General features: G+C 58.3%; 18 protein-coding genes. 9 read left to right on the top strand and 9 right to left on the bottom strand.

The window, feature by feature from the left end:
• Positions 1–9: 9 nt before the first annotated feature.
• A complete protein-coding gene (locus HKD40_RS08380) occupies positions 10–2,475 on the bottom strand; it encodes an acyl-CoA dehydrogenase (RefSeq protein WP_169195294.1) in 2,466 nt (821 codons plus the stop codon).
• A gap of 375 nt (positions 2,476–2,850) precedes the next feature.
• On the opposite strand from HKD40_RS08380, the gene HKD40_RS08375 reads away from it, so the two are divergent.
• Entirely contained in the window at positions 2,851–4,560 is a 1,710-nt protein-coding gene (locus HKD40_RS08375; RefSeq protein ID WP_169195293.1) for a long-chain fatty acid--CoA ligase, read from the top strand.
• Entirely contained in the window at positions 4,557–4,946 is a 390-nt protein-coding gene (locus HKD40_RS18050) for a MerR family DNA-binding protein (RefSeq protein WP_169195292.1), read from the top strand. Before HKD40_RS08375 ends, HKD40_RS18050 begins: the two co-directional genes overlap by 4 nt.
• Here the strand turns inward: HKD40_RS18050 and HKD40_RS08365 are convergent.
• Genes HKD40_RS08365 through HKD40_RS08355 form a run of 3 tightly spaced genes read right to left on the bottom strand, consistent with a single transcriptional unit; the run spans position 4,943 to position 7,798 of the window.
• On the bottom strand, positions 4,943–5,206 hold the full coding sequence (locus HKD40_RS08365; protein ID WP_169195291.1) for a UvrB/UvrC motif-containing protein: 264 nt from the start codon (positions 5,204–5,206) through the stop codon (positions 4,943–4,945). The genes HKD40_RS18050 and HKD40_RS08365 overlap by 4 nt on opposite strands.
• A gap of 31 nt (positions 5,207–5,237) precedes the next feature.
• On the bottom strand, positions 5,238–6,800 hold the full coding sequence (locus HKD40_RS08360) for a cisplatin damage response ATP-dependent DNA ligase (protein WP_169195290.1): 1,563 nt from the start codon (positions 6,798–6,800) through the stop codon (positions 5,238–5,240).
• Positions 6,797–7,798: a ligase-associated DNA damage response exonuclease gene (locus tag HKD40_RS08355; protein WP_169195289.1), complete on the bottom strand. Its 1,002-nt coding sequence runs from the start codon at positions 7,796–7,798 to the stop codon at positions 6,797–6,799. Before HKD40_RS08355 ends, HKD40_RS08360 begins: the two co-directional genes overlap by 4 nt.
• A 91-nt stretch (positions 7,799–7,889) precedes the next feature.
• Here HKD40_RS08355 and HKD40_RS08350 point away from each other — a divergent pair, with 91 nt between their 5' ends.
• Positions 7,890–8,903, top strand: coding sequence for an alpha/beta hydrolase-fold protein (locus tag HKD40_RS08350; protein WP_169195288.1), 1,014 nt, complete (start codon positions 7,890–7,892; stop codon positions 8,901–8,903).
• A gap of 81 nt (positions 8,904–8,984) precedes the next feature.
• Here the strand turns inward: HKD40_RS08350 and HKD40_RS08345 are convergent, their stop codons facing one another.
• On the bottom strand, positions 8,985–11,891 hold the full coding sequence (locus HKD40_RS08345; RefSeq protein WP_169195287.1) for an insulinase family protein: 2,907 nt from the start codon (positions 11,889–11,891) through the stop codon (positions 8,985–8,987).
• A gap of 190 nt (positions 11,892–12,081) precedes the next feature.
• Between HKD40_RS08345 and HKD40_RS08340 the strand changes: the two genes are divergently transcribed.
• Genes HKD40_RS08340 through HKD40_RS08330 form a run of 3 tightly spaced genes read left to right on the top strand, consistent with a single transcriptional unit; the run spans position 12,082 to position 13,120 of the window.
• A complete protein-coding gene (locus HKD40_RS08340; protein ID WP_169195286.1) occupies positions 12,082–12,354 on the top strand; it encodes a BrnT family toxin in 273 nt (90 codons plus the stop codon).
• Entirely contained in the window at positions 12,320–12,595 is a 276-nt protein-coding gene (locus HKD40_RS08335) for a BrnA antitoxin family protein (RefSeq protein WP_199531928.1), read from the top strand. Before HKD40_RS08340 ends, HKD40_RS08335 begins: the two co-directional genes overlap by 35 nt.
• Positions 12,596–12,607: 12 nt before the next feature.
• Positions 12,608–13,120: a hypothetical protein gene (locus HKD40_RS08330; protein ID WP_169195285.1), complete on the top strand. Its 513-nt coding sequence runs from the start codon at positions 12,608–12,610 to the stop codon at positions 13,118–13,120.
• An 11-nt stretch (positions 13,121–13,131) separates the two neighbouring features.
• On the opposite strand, the gene HKD40_RS08325 is transcribed toward HKD40_RS08330, so the two are convergent.
• The 4 genes from HKD40_RS08325 to HKD40_RS08310 form a co-directional block, all read right to left on the bottom strand.
• Entirely contained in the window at positions 13,132–14,106 is a 975-nt protein-coding gene (locus HKD40_RS08325; protein ID WP_169195284.1) for an aldo/keto reductase, read from the bottom strand.
• Positions 14,107–14,195: 89 nt separating this feature from the next.
• Positions 14,196–14,873, bottom strand: coding sequence for a GntR family transcriptional regulator (locus HKD40_RS08320; RefSeq protein ID WP_169195283.1), 678 nt, complete (start codon positions 14,871–14,873; stop codon positions 14,196–14,198).
• A gap of 107 nt (positions 14,874–14,980) precedes the next feature.
• Positions 14,981–16,282, bottom strand: a complete 1,302-nt coding sequence (locus tag HKD40_RS08315; protein ID WP_169195282.1) for a Gfo/Idh/MocA family oxidoreductase — start codon at positions 16,280–16,282, stop codon at positions 14,981–14,983.
• A gap of 223 nt (positions 16,283–16,505) precedes the next feature.
• Positions 16,506–16,991 carry a heme-binding beta-barrel domain-containing protein gene (locus tag HKD40_RS08310; protein WP_169195281.1) on the bottom strand — a complete coding sequence of 162 codons (486 nt, stop codon included), beginning with the start codon at positions 16,989–16,991 and terminating at the stop codon, positions 16,506–16,508.
• A gap of 222 nt (positions 16,992–17,213) precedes the next feature.
• Between HKD40_RS08310 and HKD40_RS08305 the strand changes: the two genes are divergently transcribed.
• From HKD40_RS08305 to HKD40_RS08295, 3 genes are all read left to right on the top strand, one after another.
• On the top strand, positions 17,214–17,915 hold the full coding sequence (locus tag HKD40_RS08305; protein WP_169195280.1) for an ABC transporter ATP-binding protein: 702 nt from the start codon (positions 17,214–17,216) through the stop codon (positions 17,913–17,915).
• Entirely contained in the window at positions 17,915–20,458 is a 2,544-nt protein-coding gene (locus HKD40_RS08300; protein WP_169195279.1) for an FtsX-like permease family protein, read from the top strand. Before HKD40_RS08305 ends, HKD40_RS08300 begins: the two co-directional genes overlap by 1 nt.
• A 142-nt stretch (positions 20,459–20,600) precedes the next feature.
• Positions 20,601–22,130: an ATP-binding protein gene (locus tag HKD40_RS08295; protein WP_169195278.1), complete on the top strand. Its 1,530-nt coding sequence runs from the start codon at positions 20,601–20,603 to the stop codon at positions 22,128–22,130.
• The last annotated feature ends 379 nt before the right edge of the window (positions 22,131–22,509 follow it).

The raw sequence follows: 22,509 nt of genomic DNA, 5'->3' as shown, positions 1-22,509 counted from the left end.
CTCCGATCCCTATTCCGCCGCCGACCGTGGCGCGGTCTTATCCAACACGGTCATCGCAAAATCATCAACCTGCACGGCGCGCTCGGTCGCCTCGTCGGCCGCCCGCATGATGCCCGCTTCATTGTCGTTGAGCACGCCAGCGACAACCGCGTCAGCAATCGCGTCACGATCAAGACGACGCTCGATAACACCCTTACGCGATGCCTTGATGAAGCGCGTTTCGATCTCTTCGGCGTCGACGACCTTCTTGAACGCATCCTCCAACACCCCGGTCACATCGTCAGGATCATTGGAGATATAGACACCCGTCGTCAGGCGATCGCGGAACCCACCCGGCACCAACACAGCCTTAGCCAGGCGATAGTTGGCCCTGTCGGACGCGCGCTTTGCGTGGCGGCCAAAGGGGAAGCAGAGGATACGCATCGCCCAGGCAAAGACGGGGTTCGGGAAATTATCGAACACCTCGCCGAAGGTTTTTTCGATATTGGCAATGCGGTCGGCGATGATGCTGTCGACCAGTGCCTTATCTTCCTCAATGCGCGCTTCCTCGTCAAAACGCTTGAGCGTTGCCGACATCAGATAAAGCTCGCCCAACAGGTCAGCCATGCGGCCCGAGATTTTCTGCTTCTGCTTGAGCGCCCCCCCGAGCACCACTGTGGTCCAATCCGCCACCAGCGCAAAGGCCTGCGAGTAGCGGTGCAGCTTGCGATAATGCCCCGCCATCGGCCCTTCATTGGGAGACGAGGCGAAAGCGCCATTGCTCACCCCGTGCAGGAAACTCGCCACAATATTGCGCAGCATAAATTTGGTGTGCCCACCAAAAGCGAGATCGAACGCGTCGAGGCCCGCCTTGCGGTCCTTGTTCTGAACCGCCTGAATTTCTTTGAGCAAATAAGGGTGCGCCCGCAGCACGCCCTGCGCAAAGGTCATCAGCGTACGAGTGAGAATATTGGCCCCTTCCACGGTGATCGCCACCGGGATCGCCATATACCCGCCAAACAGATAGTTCTTCGGACCATCCTGAATAGCGCGCCCGCCTTGAATGTCGAAGGCCTCGTCCATGCTGTCGCGCATGGCTTCCGTGGTTGTATATTTAAGCAGCCCCGCGATAACCGCCGGACGCTGCCCCTCGTCAACCATCGACGCCGTCAACCGCCGCGCTGCTTCATACATATAGGCGCGCTTGACCATCTCCCCGAGAGGCTCCGCCACGCCTTCCATGATCCCAACCGGAATCCCAAACTGGCGACGGATACGCGCATAGGCCGAAGTCGTGCGCAGGGTTTGTTTGATCGACGTCGTGCCGATCGCAGGCAGTGAAATCGCGCGGCCTGTGGAGAGACACTCCATCAGCATGCGCCAGCCCTGACCGGCATAATCCACACCACCGATCAGATAATCGAGGGGCACGAACATGTCCTTGCCCCGCACCGGACCATTCATGAAGGCCTGGCGCGATGGGAAGTGGCGACGACCAATATCAAGGCCCGGATGGTCGCGCGGCACCAGCGCCAGCGTGATGCCAACGTCAGCCCCACGGCCAAGCAGATTGTCCGGATCTTTGAGAAGAAACGCCAAACCAACCAGCGTCGCCACTGGGGCAAGCGTAATATAGCGCTTGTCGAACGACAGCTTGACCCCAAGCACTTCCTCGCCATTCCACATGCCCTTGGTCACAACACCAATATCGCGCATGCCGCCTGCGTCAGAGCCGGAGTGAATGCCCGTCAGCGCAAAGCACGGCACATCCTGACCGGTTGCCAGACGATGGAGATATTTTTCCTTTTGTGCCGGTGTGCCGTATTTCTCCAGCAGCTCGCCTGGTCCGAGCGAGTTGGGCACCATAACGGTGATCCCCGCCGCCACCGAGCGGCTGGCAATCTTGGACACAATCATCGACTGTGCCTGCGCCGAAAACCCAAGGCCACCGTGTTCCTTGGCAATCAGCATGCCCAGAAATCCCTTGTCGCGCAGGAACTGCCACAACTCAGGCGACAGGTCCGCGCGGTTATGGCGAATATCCCAATCGTCGAGCATCTGGCATGCCTGCTCGGTCGGGCCATCCAAAAAAGCTTGCTCTTCAGCCGAGAGGGTCAGCGGGCGGATTTGGGTCAGTTTGTCCCAGTTCGGACGCCCGGAAAAGAGCTCGGCATCCCAACCGACAGTACCCGCGTCCAGCGCTTCCTGCTCAGTGCGGCTCACCTTGGGAAGAATGGATTTCACAGCGCCATAAACGGGCGTCGTCAGCACCGCGAGGCGCAGTGGCTTTATCGCCAGCAGCAACAGCAGCGCGCCGAAAACAAGCAGGAGCCAGCCCCCGAAGCCCAGAGCATAATTGGCCCCCTCCGCTGTAAAATGGAAACCGGAGGCAAGGCCGATGACCACCACTGCCGCTCCCCATTGCCAAAGCGCACTTTCGCGCACGGCCAAAGCGGCAAAAACGATCAAACTGATCACGATCAGCAACAGGGTCATGCCCCTATCCTCCACAAGCGCGCCACACCCCAGGGGTTGGATCGCCATTGTCTCCTCGCCCGCGAATACTTGCCGCGGCTACTCCTCAGCGCGCACCCAAGGCCTATTCAGAACTCAAGCGCGACGCCCACTTAATTTACTCAAGTTTACGTATACGTCAACTTACACACCAATAGGTTCATCGCCAGTGGTAACGCAAACCTTGATTTGGTGCCCTGAGCAGTCACAAGCGCTCAATTGACGCTAACGTAAACCCGTGGAATAGTTTCCAATACGTGTTGGAAAAATCGACCAAAGAGCCGAACACAAAGTTCATTCAACACGCGAGGGGGACAAGCTGCTCCGCGCAGCGCAGTACTATTAGAGGATTTTCTCTTGGACACTTCTTTGGATACCTCTAAGCAGTCGCGCCCATGGCTCCACAGCTATCCTGAAACGATTGCTTGGGACGCAGAGATCGACACGACCCCAGTCCATGAGCAAATCCTCGCCACTTGCGCGCGCGAACCCAATCGTCTGGCTCTCGACTTCCTAGGCGGAAAAACCAGCTTTGCCTCGCTTGCTGAGCAAATCCGCGCCTTTGCCGGTGCGCTGCAAAAAGAATTCGGGGTCACCAAGGGCACGCGTGTGGCGCTCATGCTCCCCAACACCCCGTTCTACCCCATCGCCTATTACGGCACGCTATTGGCTGGTGGTACGGTGGTGAATTGCAACCCACTCTACACCATCCCTGAGCTGACGCACATCACGCGCAATGCGGGTGCCGATATCATGGTGACGCTCAACCTCGCCAATATCTGCGAAAAGGGCCAAGCCCTTGTCGACGCGGGTCACATCAAAAAGCTGATTGTCGCGCACTTCCCCAATGCGCTCCCGCTGGTCAAGAAAATCTTGTTCAGTGTTGTGAAGGCCAAAGAGCTGACTAAAATTCCGCGCAGCAACGAGGGCGCAGCGCTGTTCTCTTTCGAGGTCCTTCTGGCGAAACGCCACACGCCGACACCGGTACAGATCAATGGCAGTGATATCGCGGTGCAGCAATATACCGGCGGCACCACTGGCATTCCCAAGGGGGCCCTCCTCACGCACGCCAATATTTCCGCCAACGCAGACCAGGCGCGCCTGTGGTTTTCTCCAGTGTTCAAGACTGGCAACAAGGCCGTGGCGGTACTGCCTTTCTTCCATATCTTTGCCATGACGACCTGTCTCAACATGCCGCTCATTTGCGGCATGTCGGTGTTTATGATGCCGCGTTTTGAGCCCAAGGGCTTCTTGGCCCTGCTCAAACGCGCCAAGCCCGATTTGATGCCCGCAGTGCCGACCCTCATCGCAGCCTTGGTCAACAATTCTAGCTTCACCCGCGAAAACCTCGCCAGCCTCGAACTCATCGTCTCCGGCGGCGCACCATTGCCAAATGAGTTGCGCGGTCTGTTTGCGCAAAAATCCAGCGGCCGCCTCGTTGAAGGCTATGGCCTCACTGAAGCCTCGCCGGTCGTCTGCTGCGGCCCCTTCTCGGGCGTCAACAAGCCCATGTCCATTGGCCTGCCGCTCCCGGCCACTGACGTTCGCTTCGTCAATATCGACACCAAACAAGTTGTCGGTCTCGGCGAAGATGGCGAGTTGCAGCTCAAGGGCCCGCAGGTCATGGCCGGTTATTTCAACAATGATGAAGCCAATGCCGATGTGTTCATGGATGGCTGGCTGCGCACCGGCGACGTCGGCCACATGGACGAAGACGGCTATGTCTTCCTTGTTGACCGCATCAAAGATCTGATCATCTGCTCAGGCTTTAACGTCTACCCGCGCACCATCGAAGAGGCGCTCGCGACGCACGAAGCCGTCGAAGAGGTGAACGTCATTGGTGTGCCTGACGAATACCGCGGCGAAGCCCCGGTCGCCTTCATCAAATTGCGCGAAGGCATGTCCACAGACGGCCCCGCCCTAAAGTCCTTCTTGGCTGAGAAAATCAACAAACTCGAAATGCCAAAAGAGTTTATCTTTAAGGATAGTTTGCCTAAGACCTTGATCGGAAAGCTCTCCAAGAAAGAGCTCCGTGAAGAATACACACAGCGGAAAGCGCAAAAGTGACCGAAGAGGCCAGCGAGACAAAAGATCTCTTCGCCATTGCCGACCTTGCCAAAGAGTTCGGCATTTCAACGCGTGCAATCCGTTTTTATGAAACCAAGGGCCTACTCAATCCGGAGCGCGTTGGTGCAACCCGCGTCTTTCGGCGTCGCGACCGCGCCCGATTGATCCTGATTTTGCGCGGCAAACGCCTCGGCTTTTCGCTGCGCGATATTTCCGATTACCTCAGCCTTTATGACGCCAACCGCAGTCAACAGGTGAACCTGCTCGCCGAGAAAGTCGATGAGCGCATTGCCCTGTTGGAGCGGCAACGCGATGACCTCGAGACGACGATCCGCGAGCTGCGTGAGATCAAGAACCTGGCGCAGGATCGGCTGGTCAAAACCTAACGCTTCTTCTTATTCGCCCCGATCAGAAAATCCGGCTTCTTGGGTTTCACCCAATTCTTGGGCGGCTCTCGAACAGGCTGATCCGTGCCCAGCCCGATCTGGCCCGGTGGTGCGCGCCCAACAATGCCATCAGCTTCCCCCTTGAGGCGCGCAATTTCATCGCGCAGGGCTGCGGCTTTCTCAAAATCGAAATCGGCCGCCGCTGCGTCCATTTCCTTTTCGAGCGCTTGTAAGCGCTGCAAATTCGTTCGCGATGACATCTTTAGTCCCTCGGTTCGATCTTCATCCCGCTCATAAGAATGCGTCCATATCTTCAAGCCTATTCGCCTCTTGCGCAGGCTTGTCCCATCGAACGCGGCTGATGCGCGGAAAGCGTAGGGCGACGCCAGATTTGTGCCGTGTGGACCGTTGCGCACTGTCAAACGCCACCTCAAACACAAGCTCTTTTTTGACCTCACGCACGGGCCCAAACGCCGCCGTTGTATTGGCGCGGATCCACTTATCGAGCTGTTTCAACTCCTCGTCGGTAAAACCAAAATAGGCTTTTCCGATTGGCACAATCTCATTGCCCTTCCACACGCCAAATGTGTAGTCGGAATAATATGAGCTGCGCTTGCCATGCCCGCGCTGGGCATACATCAGCACAGCATCGACCACATTAGGGTCGCGCTTCCACTTGAACCAATACCCCTTTGGCCGCCCCGGCACATAGGGCGAGCTTTTGAGTTTGATCATCACTCCTTCGTGCCCATGCTCATCTGCGCCCATGCGGCGGAGCTTGGCCAATTCCTCCCAATCGGCAAAGTCCAGAACCGGCGATAGATCAAGCCGAGTCTGCGGATTGCGTGCGAACCAAGCCTCAAGTCGAGCTCGTCGCTCTTGCCAAGGCAGGGGCCGAATGTCTTCATCGCCGTCAAACAGCATGTCGTAGACACGCACAAAGCCCGGCAGCTCTGCCATCTGCTTGCCCGTCGCCACCTTCCGGTTCAGCCGCTGCTGCAGATCGTTAAAGCTTCCCGGCTCGAAATCCTTGCCGACCAGCAATTCCCCATCGAGCACCGCCCGCCCTCGAGCCGCCTCCACCACATCTGGAAAGCTTCCCGCGATATCGTCCCCTGTGCGCGAAAATAGCGAACTACTTTCGCCATTCAGCACCAACTGAACTCTGATGCCGTCCCATTTCCACTCAACCGAGTGCTCCTTGGGGTCGAGTTTTTCAAAATCGCTGAGCTCTATCGGCGTCGACAGCATCAACGGATGAAACCGCGCTGTGTGATCAATGTCCGGTCGCTCGGTCCTGCCCTCTAACCACGCAAAAAGATTGGCATAGGGCGGTTTGAGCCCATGCCAGACCTCCTCAATCTCTTGCAGTGGCACCCCGCTCATTTCCGCCAGCGCCGTCTTGGCCAGCCGTGCCGAAACGCCAATCCGCAGCGCCCCCGTCGCCAGCTTCACCAAGGCCCAACGTTCATGGATAGCGGCATTGGTCAGCAAATCGCCAATCACCTTGGGCAATTCGGCTTTGCTTGTCTGATTGAGAATATCGACCACCGCACTCACGCTCGGCAGCACACCGGTGCCGTGGTGTGGCCAGATCAGCGCGATAGTCTCGCCCAGATCGCCAACATAATCATAGGAAAGCGCAAAAAGGGTCTCATCGACCTCCGCCAACACCGTCTGCCGCAGCAATTGCGGCTTCACATTGCGGATATCCAATTCGCCGGTCAGAACGGCCAACGCCAGCCCCCGGTCTGGGTCGGGCACCTCAGCAAAATACTGTGCCAGCGCCGCAATCTTTCGCGTGCGCGATGGCGTCAGCGCCAAGAGATCGAGCAGGTCCGCGAAACGCTTCATTCCACGCCCTCCCCGCCGTCATCATCAAGACCGGGCAGCGCCAGCGGCTCTGCCTCAAGCCCCTGCTTCTTGCACCAATAAACCAGCGCATCCTCGCGCCCATGCGTCACCCAAATGGTCGAAGCACCACTATCGTGGATGGATTGGTTCAGCTCACCCCAATCGCAATGGTCAGAGATAATCAGCGGCAGTTCAACCAAGGCCTGTCTCGCCCGCTGTTTGACACTCATCCAGCCGGAAGCCTGACACACCACCGGGTCGGGGAAGCGTCGGCTCCATTTGTCCCGAATGGCCGAAGGCGGCGCGATGACGATCTGCCCGGCCATTTCTGCCTTGCTCGTCCCCGTCGCCGGAATAAGGTTTCCCAGTGGCACGCCCAACTGCTCATAAAGCTCGCAAAGCCTAATCATTGCGCCATGCAAATAGATTGGCTTGTCCCAGCCCGCATCGCGCAGCAGCGCGATCACCCGCTGCGCCTTGCCCAGCGCATAGGACCCCACCAAATGGCAGCGCTCTGGCTGATCCTGCACAGACTTTAAGAGCCGCGCGATCTCGCTCTGCGGCTTGGGATGCTGAAACACGGGCAAGCCAAACGTCGCCTCAGTGACCATCAGATCACAGGCCACCGGCTCAAACGCTTCCGCTGTCCGATCCGGCAAACGCTTATAGTCCCCGGTCACCACCGCCCTTTGGCCTTGGGCTTCAATAAGAACCTGCGCGGAGCCCAAAATGTGCCCCGCCGGATAGAGGCTCACCACCGCGTCGTTGATCGTGAGTTTCTCGCCAAAATCGAGCCCTTGGAACGTGCCCGCGCAATCCACGCCATACCGCACCTTCATAATCTCTATGGTTTTTGGCGTCGCCAACACCGCCCCATGCCCTGACCGCGCATGGTCGGCATGGCCATGGGTGATCACCGCACGCGGACGTGGCACGCTCGGATCAATCCAAGCGTCGATGGAAGGGACGTAAAGATCTCGGTTTAAGATATGACCCATAGTCCCCTAACGCTCGCCCGCGTGACAGGTTCAACCTCTTGCCTTGTCTTCGCGTTGGCCTAAAACCATACCGCAACACAAGGAGCCCGACATGCGTCGCAGCAAGCACCCACAAGGCACAGTCCATCGTCTGATCGTTGAGAGCAAGGCGCTCATTGGCAACCGTTTGGGTGATGACACCGCGCGCATCGTCGACGTCTACGTCCCGCACGGCCATGACGGCAAAGACCTACCGCTTCTCGTCGACCTTGTTGGCTACACGGCCGGTGGTCCTGCCCACACAGCCTGGAAAGCCTTTTCCGAAAACGTCCCCGAGCGCTTGGATCGCCTGATCGGCGAAGGCACACTCGCCCCGGTCGTAGTGGCCTTCCCCGATTGCTACTCACGCCTCGGCGGCAACCAATATGTAAATTCGCCCGTCGTCGGCAATTACGAGGATTTCCTCATCGCTGAGATGCTCCCAGCGGTTGAGCAAAAATTCGCCTGCGGCGGCACCGGACGTCGTGGGGTTTTCGGAAAGTCCTCAGGCGGTTTTGGCGCCCATATTCACGCCATGCGCCATCCCGATGTGTGGTCCGCAGCTGCCAGCCATTCTGGCGACGCCGGCTTTGACCTGCTCTATCTCGGCGAATTCCCCAACACGCTGCGCGCGCTCGCCAAGACCGAAAATTCCATTGAGCAGTGGCTCACCGCTTTTGAAAGCAAGGTGAAAATCGATGGCAAGGACACCCTGACGCTCATGATCCTTGCGCAAGCCGCAAGCTTTGATCCCGATCCAAGCGAGGAGACCTTCCTCGGCCTACGTCTGCCGGTGACGTATGACACCTGCGACATCATCGAAGAACGCTGGGCCAATTGGCTCAAGTGGGACCCTGCAGAAATGGTCAGAACCCACGCGCAGGAGCTCTCTAAGCTGAAAGCCTTCTATTTCGACTGCGGCACCGAGGATCAGTACAACATCCTCTATGGCTCCCGCCGCATCCAGAAGATCCTGAGCGAGCGTGGCATTGAGCACCGCTACGAGGAATTCCCCGACAACCACTCCGGCGTCGACTACCGCATGGACATTAGCCTGCCCTACCTCGTCGACGCATTGAACAAATAGTCTGGCCCCTGCCCGCCATTGCGAACGCGAAGCCGTCTCCCTCCCCCTTGTGGGGAGGGATTAAGGGTGGGGTAACGAGCCTCACACCACCTTCTGGACCGTCAGCAGACCATCGCGCTCTGCATTGGCCGCGGTGATCGCAGCCTCCCCGCCGAGCACAACGATACGGCCCTTTTCGGCCACGGCTTCAACAGCCGCTGCCATGGCCTCAAAATCTGCCGCTGACGTTGCCAGAACTTCGTCTCGGCGCTGCTGACGCACCGCGTCCGTCGTGCCGTTCAGAATCCGCCACATCGCCGAATAGCCCTTCGCATCCGCAAACTCCGGACGATCCAGATCGCCGATCACCCCGATGATCGAGCGTGTCAGATCCTGCTCGCCAATACCCGCGCGCAACGCCTTCGCCGCGCCGTCATAAGCCTCAAGCGTTTTGAGCAAGTTCGGATCGCGATAGGAGAGGAACGAGAAATTGCCGGACGACAGGTCAAACCGGCTCGACCCACCATAGGCCCCGCCCTGCACACGCACCTTATCCCAAAGGTAAGTGGTGTTGAGATGACGCAGAACGACCGACGCCGAAGCCGTCAACTCGATGCCCAGCGCCTTCAAATTTGCGCCCTTACCGACATAATTCACCTGTGCCGGAATGATGAGCCCTTCATGCGCCGCAAAGCTCGACTGCCGCCATGTCGCGCGTTCAAATTTACCGCCCGGCAGTTTGCCGACGAATTGGCCCAACTCGCTCTTGGCGCGATCCAACAGGTCCGCGTCCGCGGTCAGGTTGATCACCATCGCCCCGCGGTTGAAGAGCTTTTCGCGAATGCTCACCAGTACCGCTTCCACACTCGCCCAATCGCTATCGATGCGCTCAATCAGCCCCTTGAGAAACTCGTGATAGCTGACCCCGCTCATCTGCTCGGCCACCCAGCTCGCCTCGGTCAGCGCCGCCTTGATACGGGTGTCGACAATGCCATTGCCACCGGGCACCAGACGCGCCTCAAAGCCCGCCTTTTCTTCCAGCGCCATCTGGCGGAAACGTTCTTTGTTTGACAGGCGTGCGTCGAGCAGGACATCGCTCATAATGTCGAGCATATCGCCAAACTTATCAGCCACGGCCTTGCCCGAAAGGAAGAACCAGGCTGCTGTCTGCCCATCTTCAGAGCGCGTCGCCAATGCGCGATGCTGGGCAACGCCCCCTGTTGTTCTGCCAATCCGCTGCGTCAGCGAGACGAAGTCTTCCTTGCTCGTCCCGGTCTGCAGCAATGCGCGACCAAAAAGCGGCATATAGGGCAGCTGCTCACTGTCGAGCACAGTCACATCAAACCCGACATCGAGATACAAAATCCCGATCGTCGCGAGGTCGTGATAAAAGAAGCGTGCGGCGTCGATCGCGCTTTCATCCGTCGGGATGGTGCGGATATCGCGTTCCAGATCATCGCGGCTTAGCGTCGGGATCTTTGCCAAGTCTTCAGGCTTGTCGACCGCCTCTTGAAGAGCCTTCAGCCGTTCTGTGCGCGCAACAACACTCTGGATCGCCTCATCGTCCAAACCGGCGCGAACAGCGGCAAGCTTGTCGACTTCTGCCTGCGCTTCGCGTGCGCCCTGCTCTGGATCAGCCTCAAGCGTCGAGGTCACCCGATGCGGGTTATCAAGGAAAAGACGCCGAATTTCATTTTTGAAATGCTCGCCCTTCGCCTTGGCCTTAACCGACGCAAGCGCCTCCTCAAACGAAAGTTGGGCCAGCGGGTCGCCACCGTGCAGCCAGGGGCCCATAGCGGTGAACATGTAACTCATGCCGCGTGGGGTAGAGCCCGTATTGTTCTCGCGTAGGTTGAACTCGAACATATTGATCGCAGCATCAATCTGCTCGTCAGAAAACCCTGTTTCGGCGAGGTCCCGCAAGGTATCGAGAATAAGCGCTTCGACCTTTTCGGCATTGGCTGGGTCAATCCCCTTGAGGCCAACGCCGGCCATTGGCTGGCGCAAATAGGTCGAAATACCACCGCCCAAAACACCTTCACCAAGGCCAGATTCATTGAGCTTTTTGCGCAGCGGCGCAGCCGAATTGCCAGCGAGCAAATAGCTTAGCATGCCGTGGCTCAGCGTTTCCTCACGCCCCTCGGGCTCATCGAGCATCCAATTGACGGACACCATCCCGTCACGACGCTTTTCGCTGTCGATCGTGCCCGCATAAGTGCCCGAAACCGCGCGCGGCGCATTCCACCGCGGCTGCAGCTTCACCTCCGCATCAACAGCGATACGGTCAAACTGGTCAAAATAGGCATCCAGAATGTCGAGGCGCTTTTCCGGCGCATCATCACCAGAGAACACCACACGTGCATTGGACGGGTGGTAATAGGTTTCGTGGAAGCGCTTAAACTGCGCATAGGTCAAATCAGGAATGACCTTAGGGTCGCCCCCCGAGCTTTTGCCATAAGTGGTGTCCGGATAGAGCGCGTCTTGGCTCTGGGTATGCATCACCGAGTCCGGCGACGAATAAACGCCCTTCATCTCATTGAAGACCACACCCTTATAAACCAGCGGTGCATCAGCACTATCCAGCTCATAGTGCCAGCCTTCCTGCTCGAAAGTGTCTTCCGAAATGATCGGGAACAAAACCGCGTCGAGATACACATCCACGAGGTTGTAAAAATCTTTGAGGTTCTGGCTCGCGACCGGATAAGCGGTCTTGTCCGGATAGGTCATGGCGTTGAGGAAGGTATGCATGGAGCCCTTGAGCAGCTCCACAAACGGCTTCTTCACAGGGTACTTCCGGCTCCCACACAGCACCGAATGCTCAAGAATATGAGCAATGCCAGTCGCGTCTTCTGGCGGGGTTTTGAAGGTAATGCCGAAGACCTTGTTTTCGTCGTCATTTATGAGGCTAAGCACCTCTGCGCCGGTTTTTTTATGCCGATAGAGCCGCGCCTGAGAATTGATCTCGGCAATAGCTTCATCACGAACCAGTTCGAACGCAGGATGGGACATAAATCACGCCTTCAGCAAATTTCTGACACTTAACCTAGGTGTCGCAACACTGATCCGCTAGAGGCACAAAGCACTCACTTGGAAAGTGTACACTTTTGGTGTACAAAAAAGTGGTAGGCCACTTCCGGACTACAAAGGAGAGAGACAATGCCCCGCATAATCTGCATTAACTTTCAGATAGGATCCTCCTTTGGAACTCGAGTGGAACGAAGATAAGCGACTTTCGAATCTAGAGAAACATGGCGTCGACTTTCTTGATGCCGCTCTCATTTTTGAGGGCATCACACATTCGACCCCTGACAGAAGAAATGACTACGGAGAAATACGTTTTCGCACCATCGGGTACGCTGACGGGATTTGTTTTGTTGTCATTCACACACAGCGTAACGGTGTAACCAGGCTAATTTCGGCTTGGAAAGGTAGCAAACGTGACAGAACAACTTATGAGGCGAGCGACACTTGAAGAATTAAGAGCGATGAAAGATCGCGGGGAGTTCTACGACTCGTCAAACGCCCCAGAAGGCCCCGAACTTGGCGACGAGTTTTGGAAGAACGCAGTCTTAAACGAACCAGTGACTCCAACATCAGTTCACCTCAAGCTTGACCCGGAAGTGTTTGAGTTCTTCAAACAGCAAGGCAAAGGTCACATAACGCGGATGCAGAATGTGCTGGCCGCTTATGTAAAAGCCCAAAAATCACGCTGAGAAAGTCGGACTATGCGTTTTTGTTTTGCCGTGTTTTCCGCGCTGATGGCTCTGCCTGCCTTTGCTCAAGACATGCCGGACCCAGCCTATCAAGACGATCGTTCGTCCCCCCAAGCTGTCGTGCAATCGCTTTATAACGCCATCAATCGCGAAGAATATCTGCGCGCCTGGTCCTACTATGGCGCCAACTCTCACGCTCAGTCGAACGACACTGCCGCGTCAGCAGATTACGAGGCCTTCAAGGCCGGTTACGAAGAGACAAAAGCCGTCACCCTTCTGACAGGCGAACCGACCGAAGAGGGGGCAGCGGGCTCGAGCTACTACTATCTGCCCGTCGCCATCGACGCCCAAAATCACGATGGCACCAGGGCGCAGTTCGCAGGCTGTTTCACACTCAAGCTCGCCCTGCCAACCAATCAGGACGCTCCCCCTTACGCGCCAATGCATATCGAAGAGGGTAAGCTGGAGACGGTCGAGAGCAAGGCGCTCGATGCAGTGCTCCCCACCGATTGTACGCCTGAATAACCGTGGCGGGGTCAGACCCCGCCTCTGATCTCCGGCTTCACTGTTTTCTCATACCATTCCCCCAATTGCTTGGAGAGTGCAGGGAATAGGCTACGCTGCTCGCTGGCGGCAACATTGTCTGCGATCTGCTCTGGCTTGGACACACCCGCAATCACCGTCGACACCTGCGGATGATCCAAAATCCATCGCAGCGCAAATTGGCTCATCGGCATGCCTTCGGGCGCGAGCCCCTTCAATTCAGCAACAAGCTCGACGCCGCGATCAAAGGGAATGCCGGAGAAGGTTTCGCCCACCGAAAAAGCCTCACCATCCCGATTGTAATTGCGATGGTCGCTCGCCTCGAAAACCGAGGTTTTATCAAACTTGCCGGTGAGGAGGCCGCTCGCCAGCGGCAGTCGGACAATTATACCAACATCCTTTTCAGCCGCTTTGGGCAATAATTGCGTCGCCGCATCCTGACGCAACAGGTTGAAGATGATTTGGAGTGTAGCGCAGCCCGGCTGCTCTAGGCACAGAAGAGCTTCCTCAATCGTCTCAACACTGGCGCCCCAGTGGCGCACGAGCCCCTCATCGCGCAGCTCATCCATCCAGCGGAAGATCGCCCCATCGCGCAGAACACTGGTCGGCACACAATGGAGCTGCGCCAGATCAAGCGTCGAAACGCCGAGGCGCTGCGCTGATCCAAGAAGACTTTGGCGCACACCCTCTTTGGTGTAGCGATTGGGAAAGAGTGTGCTGGACCGTCCAACCTTGGTAACGACTTTAACGGCACCGGCCTTGGCGAAAGCCCCAATCCGGCTTTCGCTCAGTCCGCCGCCATAAACGTCCGCAGTGTCCCAAAAATTGATACCGGCATTGACCGCAGCATCAAGGATGGCTTTGGCGGTGTCGTCACCAACGGGGCCGAAATCGCCCCCCAGCTGCCAGCAGCCGAGGCCAATTTCACTCACCTCGTAGCCTGTCCGCCCCAAACGCCGTGTCTTCATGTCCTGCCCCTTATTTTAGGTCAGGCTATCGCCCACCCACAGAAGGGACAAGACAAAGACACGCGCTCAGTTCCCGCAAGAGCAGCCGCTTATTCGAAAAATTCTGGATATTCAGAAATCGTCTGGTCGAGCAGAGCTTCTGCACGGCCCAAATGCGCGCGCATCGCTTCTTCGGATGCGGCCGCATCGCCACGCGCTACCGCGTCAACAATGGCCTTATGCTCGGCAATCGCGCGGTCCTTCGAGCTCAGATCGAGCGTCAAATAGCGCACACGGTCGAGCTGCATCTTGTGGTCGTCAACCATCTGCCAGGCGTATTCCACGCCCGCCATACGCGCCAAAGTACGGTGAAACAGCTCGTCGAGAAGGTGGAACTGCAGCGTATCGTCCTTCGCCGCCGCGGCTTCCTGATCAACGATGATCGCGTCAAGAATGGACTTGGCTTCGCCATTGCCTTCCGCCACGACGCGGCGAATGGTTTCGACCTCGATGCTTTCGCGGATGAAGCGGCTCTGACGCACACCATCGGGCGAAATCTTCTTCACCACGGTCGCCCGCTTAGGGCGGATCAGCAGCAGGCCCTGTTGGGACAGTCGGATAAAGGCTTCGCGCACGGGCTGGCGGGAGACGCCATACTTGGTGGCAATATCGCTTTCCGAAATGGCATCGCCGGGCTTGAGAACGAGCGTCACGATTTCATCGCGCAGGGCCTGCACAAGGCGCATGGCCATGGTCTGTTCACTGACGCTGTCTATTTCTACACCCATATCTCTGGCCATCCTTTTGCCAACTGGTATCCCAAATCCCCCCGGAAATGAAAAGCACCCCGCGCAGGTCGGAGTGCTGAGTTTTGAGCGCTGTTGCTCATTTCCATCTAAAGGGAAATGCCCGCGTCTCGTAACATCTGGTCGATGTCTATTCTTGCGCCGCTTTCCGCAATGGAGCGGTTTGCCGCAATGCCCGTCAGAATAGACCAAGCGCCAGCCGTATGGTCAGACGCTCTGCCATACTTATCTTCCTCCATCCCATTGGGATTAAACAAGTATCCAAGCATGATCGGGTCCGCGCCGCCGTGACTGCCCTTACCTGTCCAAACGTCAAGCTTTTTGGGGAGTTCCCCGGCAAGATGCAATTCAGTGGTCATTTGTTCCACCTCATCGCCTCCGCGCTCGCGGTGACCACCGGCGAAAACACCATGCACTTCGATGTGCCGATGGGTTAGTTCGCCCTTCGTGCCGTGGAATTTCACCTCCAGCCCTTCCCAAGGGGAATAAGCCACAAGCGTATAATTGAGCGAGGTGCCGTTCTGATACTGCGCTTGCACCTGCATAGTATCTTCAATGGTGATGTCGTCGGCAAAGACGCATTTATCGCGCCAGTAGCCGTCATCATCCTCCGCATCGAGATAGAGTTCCTTCAGCGGTTCATCGGCCTCAAGGTCCATCTTGAACGCACATTTGTCCGCCACCGGGCAGGTGTGGCAACGCTCGCCATGATCCGCCAATCCGAGCTTTACGGCCATTTCCGGGGTGTAGAAATCACGCTTGCCGATAGCTGAAACGCTCTTAGGCGTCGACGCCGCCCACCAGTTCAGCAGGTCAAAGTGGTGCGTGCTCTTATGCACAAGCAGGCCACCCGACTTATCCTTATAGCGGTGCCAGCGCCGGAAATAATCGGCCCCATGCACCCGGTCGAGATACCAACGGAAGTCGATTGCGGTAATATCGCCAATCGTGCCGCTCATCAGAATTTCTTTGAGCTGCGTCCGCGCCGGCGAGTAACGATAGTTAAAGGTCACCGTGACCTTCTTTCCCGTCTCCCGCTGCGCATCCAAAATCCGCTTCAGCCGTGCCATATCAATGGTCATCGGCTTTTCCGTCATCACATTGCGGCCAGCACGCAGCGACCGCACGATGTATTCGTCATGCAGATAATCCGGCACGGTCACGACCACCGTATCTGGGTCCTGCTCGCCCAGCATGCGGTCGAAATCTTCCGCCAGATACGTGGCGATACCATTGCCACCGCGATTGGGAACCTTGGACGCCGATAGCGCTAAACGGCTCTGGTTATTGTCGCACAGCGCCACGAGCTCCGCCGTATCAGCATGTGTTTCGGCAATCGCTTCGCGGAACATCTGGTGTCGGCCACCCGTGCCAACAATTGCATATTTCATCTGAGAACTGTCGATCTTGTAGGAGGGGCCTGAACCAATTGGTTCGCTCTTCCATACAAGATTGAACAAGACCATCGCGCTGTCAACGCCTTACCGCACCAACACTAAAGAAATTGAGGTACGGCTCCTCATTTCCCCGTTTTTGCCGCGCATCTCTTGGCCACAAAAACAAAAAGCGGGACCACAAGGCCCCGCTTCCCACAAACATAAGTTAACCGAAAGGTTACTTCGCGAACGGCACCGATGCCTTCAGCACTTCACCTGAATCGTTGAACTCCACCTCGAAATCGACGGTGATCGTTTCCCCGATCAAATTGATTTTCGAGCCGATGCGCACATCGCTCCCGGCGCGGTCCTTCTGCTTTTCCTGCAGATCGAACGAAATCCGATCCCCGCTTTGGCGGCCGATGGCGAGGCCGGTAAAACCAGCATTCGAGCTCATCGCGGCTTCATACTGCTTGCCCGCAGCATTGTAGGCGATGGTACCGCTAATCGAGAGCGTCGCATTCACCAGCGTGCAACGCCCGGTGTAGTTGACTTTCAGCTGTACGCCCTGCGCCACCGACAAGCGGCAACGGAAGGGTTCATTTCTGCCACCTCCGGTCAGCGCGCCCTCGCCGCGCCAATCGCCGAGATAGCTCTGCAGCTTCTCTAATTCCGGCTGCGCCAGCGCAGGAGCCGTAAACGGCGTCAGCATGGTCAGCGCCACAAAGGAAGTCCGCAGCCAAGTCTTAAGCATGAATAGCCTCGTCAAAATCGATCTAAGCTTCGCAGTTAGCTCTTAATTATGTCTGCCAGCCGACGCAAATTCACGCCAGTGGGAAATTTTACGTGTGACTTGCTTTGTTACCGATTGCCAACCTCTCTCGTCTACAAGAGTTCCAAACGTGTCACAGACACGATTCTGAGTTTATTAGGGGGAAGGCCCGGCATGTCCGAAGCCGCGATCATCAGCGCACAAAATGTTGACTACACTCTCGACGTCGCCGGACGTCCACTCAACATTCTGCGCAAGGTTTCCCTGCAAGTAAAACCGGCTGAAGTGGTCGCCATCGTCGGCCCATCGGGCTCGGGCAAGACCTCCATGCTGATGCTTCTGGCGGGCCTCGAAAAGGCCACCGGCGGCAGTGTCACCGTCAATGGCACCGACCTCGGCAAGCTCAACGAAGACGAGCTGGCCAAATTCCGCCGCAACACCGTCGGCATTGTCTTCCAGAGCTTCCACCTCATCCCTTCGCTGACCGCTCTCGACAATGTCGGCATGGCGCTCGAAATCGCCGATGAAAAGCTCTCCATGGCGCAAGTTCGTGAGCAAGCGGCCAAGGCTCTCGCCGCCGTCGGCCTGCAAGATCGCCTCGACCACCGCCCCTCGGCCATGTCGGGTGGCGAACAACAGCGCGTTGGCCTAGCCCGCGCCACTGTCGCCAATCCGCCGCTGCTATTGGCCGATGAGCCAACCGGCAATCTCGATCAAAAAACCGGCGCCGTGGTTGTCGATCTCATGTTCGATCTGGCCCGCAAGAACCGCACCGCCGTTGTCCTCATCACCCATGACCCTGCCCTCGCCGCCAAGGCAGACCGCGTCTACACCATGACTGCGGGCGGGCTCATCGAAACCACGGCAGCACGCTAATGGGACGGATCTGGCCGGCCATCCGTATTGGCCTTCTCGACATGCGCGGCGATCTGCGCCGCTTCCTGCTCCTCGTCGTCTGCCTTGCCGTCGGCACCGCTCTGATCTCCGGCGTAAACTCTGTCGGCACCAGCATCAGTCACGCCATTGATGAAGGCGCTGCCGAGATCATGGGCGGCGACATCGAGCTGTCTCGCGCCGATCGTCCCGCAACGCCCGATGAAGTGGCGGAAATGGAAAAGCTCGGACAGGTCGTCTACGTCGTCGACACCAATTTGCGCGCCGAGAGTTTTGACGGCGAAGCCTTCGCCGACGTCACCGCCGTCGATCACGGCTACCCCATGTTCGGCTCTATCGTCAGCCCGCACTTGCCGGCTGGCGAAGACATCAACGAGCTTCTTAAGCGCCAAGACAATGCCTATGGCGCCCTCATCGACCCAGTGCTTCTCGACCAGCTCAATCTCGCCCCCGGCGATATTATGGGCATTGGCGGCACGCAGTTTTCGGTACGCGGCACCCTCACCCGCATCCCCGATGCAGCGGTCCGCGGCTTCCGCTTGGGCATTCCCATCCTCATCACTGTCGATGGTTTTAACCGCATCTCCGACCGCACCTCGCCCCTCCCGGGTCTTGGCTCTTGGTATCGCTATAAGGTCAAGCTGACCTCGGGCGACATCGACGCCGGTCTTGCCACCGCCACCGAGCAGTTTTCCGATTTCGGCTGGACCGTTCGCTCTGCTCGCGACGGGCTGGGTCAAATGGTGCGCTACTATGATCTTTTCATGCGCTTCCTCGTCATCGTCGGCCTTGGCTCCCTCCTCATTGGTGGGGTCAGCGTCTGGACCGGCATGCGCTCATACATTTCCGAGCGCTCGAGCGTCATCGCTGTCATGCGTTCCATTGGTGCTGGTCGCTCGCGCGTGTTCCTGCACTTTTTCTCTCAGGTCGCAGCGCTTGCCATTGTTGGGGTACTGATCGGCCTCGTCGTCGGTGGCGGCATTGCTTGGTTGCTCCTGCCCTCCATTTCGGGGGCGGTCGGCATATCTCTCACGCCAGCCATCTACCCCCAGCCCCTGCTGGTCGCCGCAGGCGCGGGCCTCGTAACAGCCTTCGCCTTTGCCTATCTGCCGCTGCAGCAAGCCCAAGCGATCCGCCCGGTGCTTCTGTTCCGCTCGAAGGGCCTTGATGCGCCTCCGGTCGATTGGAAAGCCTTGCTGCTCTCGCCGCAGGTCGTGCCACTGCTGCTCGCCATTCTCGCCTTTTTCTTCTTGGCGTGGCTGATGACCAAAGACATTGCGCTCGTGCTCGCCTTTGGCACGGCCAGCGCCATCGCGGCAATCCTCTTCCAGGGCTTTATTCGCCTAGTGCAATGGGGCCTCTCGATGCTCCCAGAACGCGGGCCGCGCATCATCCGCCATGCCCTGCGCTCGATCTCTGCCGCCGGTCAAAATGCCGCCGCGGTCGCCGTCTCTGCGGGAATGGCCCTTGCCATGCTGATCGTCGTCCTCGTCATGCAGGCGAACCTACAGCGCGAGTTCTTGGGTGCGTCGGCCTTCGATGCTCCAACGCTTGTTGGCTCAGACCTCTTCCCCGACGAAATCGAAGATCTCGAAGCCCTTGCCGAGGAACGCGGCATCGGCCGCTTCGTCGCCACGCCAATGCTGCGCGGCGCGCTCACCCAGATCAAGGGAACACCCGCCGATCAGATCCGCACGCGCGGTCCTGAGGCCAGCTTCCTGCTGTCCGGCGAAGTCCCTCTCACCTATCGCGAGGAGATGCCGTCGAGCTCTCGCCTCGTCGCTGGCAATTGGTGGCCCGAAGACTATACAGGCGAACCGCTCGTTAGCCTCCACCAAAGCCTGCGCAATGGTTTGGGCGTCGACATTGGCGACACCCTCACCTTCGAAATCTTTGGCGAGCCCGTCACGGCCACCATTGCCAACTTCCGTGACTACTCTTGGCAAGGCGGCATCGACTTCCTCGCCTCCTTCGCACCCGGCGTTCTGGAAGCCTATCCAACCACGCTCTTTGCCTCGGTCACGGCTAACCCCGGCCAAGAGGAAGCCATCACGCGCCTCCTCGCCACTGAGCTTCCCGACATTCGCTTCATCTCCGTGGGCGATACGCTCAAGCAGGTGACAGACGCGCTTGGTCAGCTGTCTTTTGCTGCGACACTTGTCGGGGGTCTTGCCGTCGGCAATGGCCTGCTGGTGCTTGTGGGCTCCCTCTCCACGGGTCGCCGTCAGCGCGAAGCCGATACGGTGATCACCAAGGTTCTGGGCGCGACGCGCTTCGACCTTTTGGCAACCGCATTCCTCCAATACTTCCTGCTGGCCCTCCTTGCGGCAATCCCAGCCGTGATCTTGGGCTTGCTGGTTGGTCGCGTCGTTTCTGGCCTGATGTTGGAGGTAGAGTTCACCTATCGTCCCGACGTCATTGCCATCGTCATCGGCCTCGCCATTTCCATCACCGCGCTCTTGGGCGCGATGACAATATTGCGCGCAGCCACAGCGCGTCCCGCCCGCCTTCTCCGCGACCTTTAAACAGGTCGCGGGCCCTGCGGTAACATTGCGCGTCTGGGCGAGACGAATCGGACTAGTGATGTGCTAACAGTCACCTCACCTAAGCCGTCACAATGCGTTCGCCCGTTCCGCTGGAGTGCGAGCGCATTCCGCTGGAGAAGCAATGCAGGTCGCAATCGACATGGGACAGGCGCGGGGCCAAGGCTCCGCCGCAATGGATCTGGAAGAGCTGCTCGCCACCCGTCTACTGGTGCAGGGCAATTCTGGCTCGGGCAAATCGCATCTTTTGCGCCGTTTGCTCGAACAATCCGCCCCGTGGGTTCAACAATGCATCATTGATCCGGAAGGGGACTTCGTCACCCTTTCGGACAAATTCGGCCATTTGGTTGTTGATGCCACCCGCACCGAAGCCGAGCTGACCCGCATCGCCAACCGCGTGCGCCAGCACCGCGTCTCCGTCGTGCTCAATCTCGAAGGCCTCGACGCTGAGCAGCAAATGCGCGCGGCCGCTGCCTTCCTTGGCGGCATGTTCGATGCCGACCGTGACTATTGGTATCCTGTGCTCGTCGTTGTTGACGAAGCCCAGCTCTTTGCGCCCGCAGCCGCTGGCGAAGTCTCCGACGAAGCGCGCAAACTCTCCCTTGGCGCCATGACCAACCTTATGTGCCGTGGCCGTAAGCGCGGCCTCGCGGGCGTCATCGCGACACAGCGTCTGGCCAAGCTGGCCAAGAACGTGGCTGCGGAAGCGTCCAACTTCCTCATGGGCCGTACCTTCCTCGACATCGACATGGCTCGCGCCGCCGATCTTTTGGGCATGGATCGCCGTCAGGCCGAACAGTTCCGCGATCTGCAGCGCGGCCACTTCGTCGCCCTCGGCCCAGCCATTTCTCGCCGCCCACTGCCGATCGTCATCGGTGAGGTCGAAACCTCGGCCCGATCCACGTCGCCTAAATTGACGCCTTTGCCGGACGCGCCCGTTGATGCGGCCGACCTGATCTTCACCCACGATCCAGACGAGATCACCCGTCCAATCGTGCGCCGTCCGCCTCCGCCACCACCACCATCAACCAACGAACTGCTCGCGCAGGTCGCTGAAAAGCGCGCGAAGGCAAAGGCGGAGGCAGAAGCCGATCAACCACCACCAACGCTCTTCCCTGAAATCGATCAGGCCGAGCGTGATGAATTGATCAAGGCCGTCATGGAAGAACTGATGGGCGATCCGGATGCGGGTTTCCGCACCAATGCTCAGCTCTATCAGGACTTTTTGGTTCGCTGCCGCATTCGTCGCGTTCCCGGCGAGCCTCCGGCCCTGCCGCAGTTCAAGCGCATGCTCAACGTCGCGCGCGTTGCACCCGAAGAAGATGTCGCCAAGTCGGAAGGCTGGCAGCAAGCCCTTGATCTCTCGGAAACCCTCACCGACGACGTGCAGGGCGTTTTCCTCGTGCTCGCGCAAGCGGCTTTGACCAGCCAACCTTGCCCGTCCGACGCAACCCTCGCGCGCCTGTACGGCACACACTCGGCCTCACGCGCACGCCGTCTGCTCACATGGTTTGAAGAACGCGGATTGATCGTCTTGCGCACCGATTTCCGCAATCAGCGGATCGTCGCCTTCCCAGACCTCGGCGCAGAAACCCTGCCCGGCGATCCCGCAGGCCCCGACGCCCTAGCCGACCACCCCCCGGCAGCCGAGTAACCTCAGCTCGTGCCGCCCTCAGGTGAGCCCACGAGAGCTCTATAACGACCACCAAAACGATCGCCCCTGCGCCCCTCCCCCTATCAGTGGGAGGTCGGGTGGGGGCATACTCACAGCCCACCACCGCACGTCACCCTCGGGTTTGACCAGAGGGCTCTAAACTTTTCTGGGCTCTCATAAGGCGAAAGTCCTCAGACAAGCTTCCGCAAAACAGCGTCCAAAATCCCTGCTCATCGCCCCTCCCCCTCCAGGGGGGACTGTTCATTTGGGACTCCTTATGAGGTGTCTGTTGAAGAACAGATTGAGCGTAATCTCGAGCATCTGCACTGTTTTGGAGACGCGCTTTGTCCGCCGATTGAACCGCGCAAGATTGTCCCTG

It is taken from the genome of Devosia sp. MC1541 (genome assembly GCF_012847305.1).
In the GTDB taxonomy this organism is placed as follows: domain Bacteria; phylum Pseudomonadota; class Alphaproteobacteria; order Rhizobiales; family Devosiaceae; genus Devosia.
Note: the sequence above shows the minus strand (reverse complement) of the source record. Positions and strands in the feature narration are given on the sequence as shown.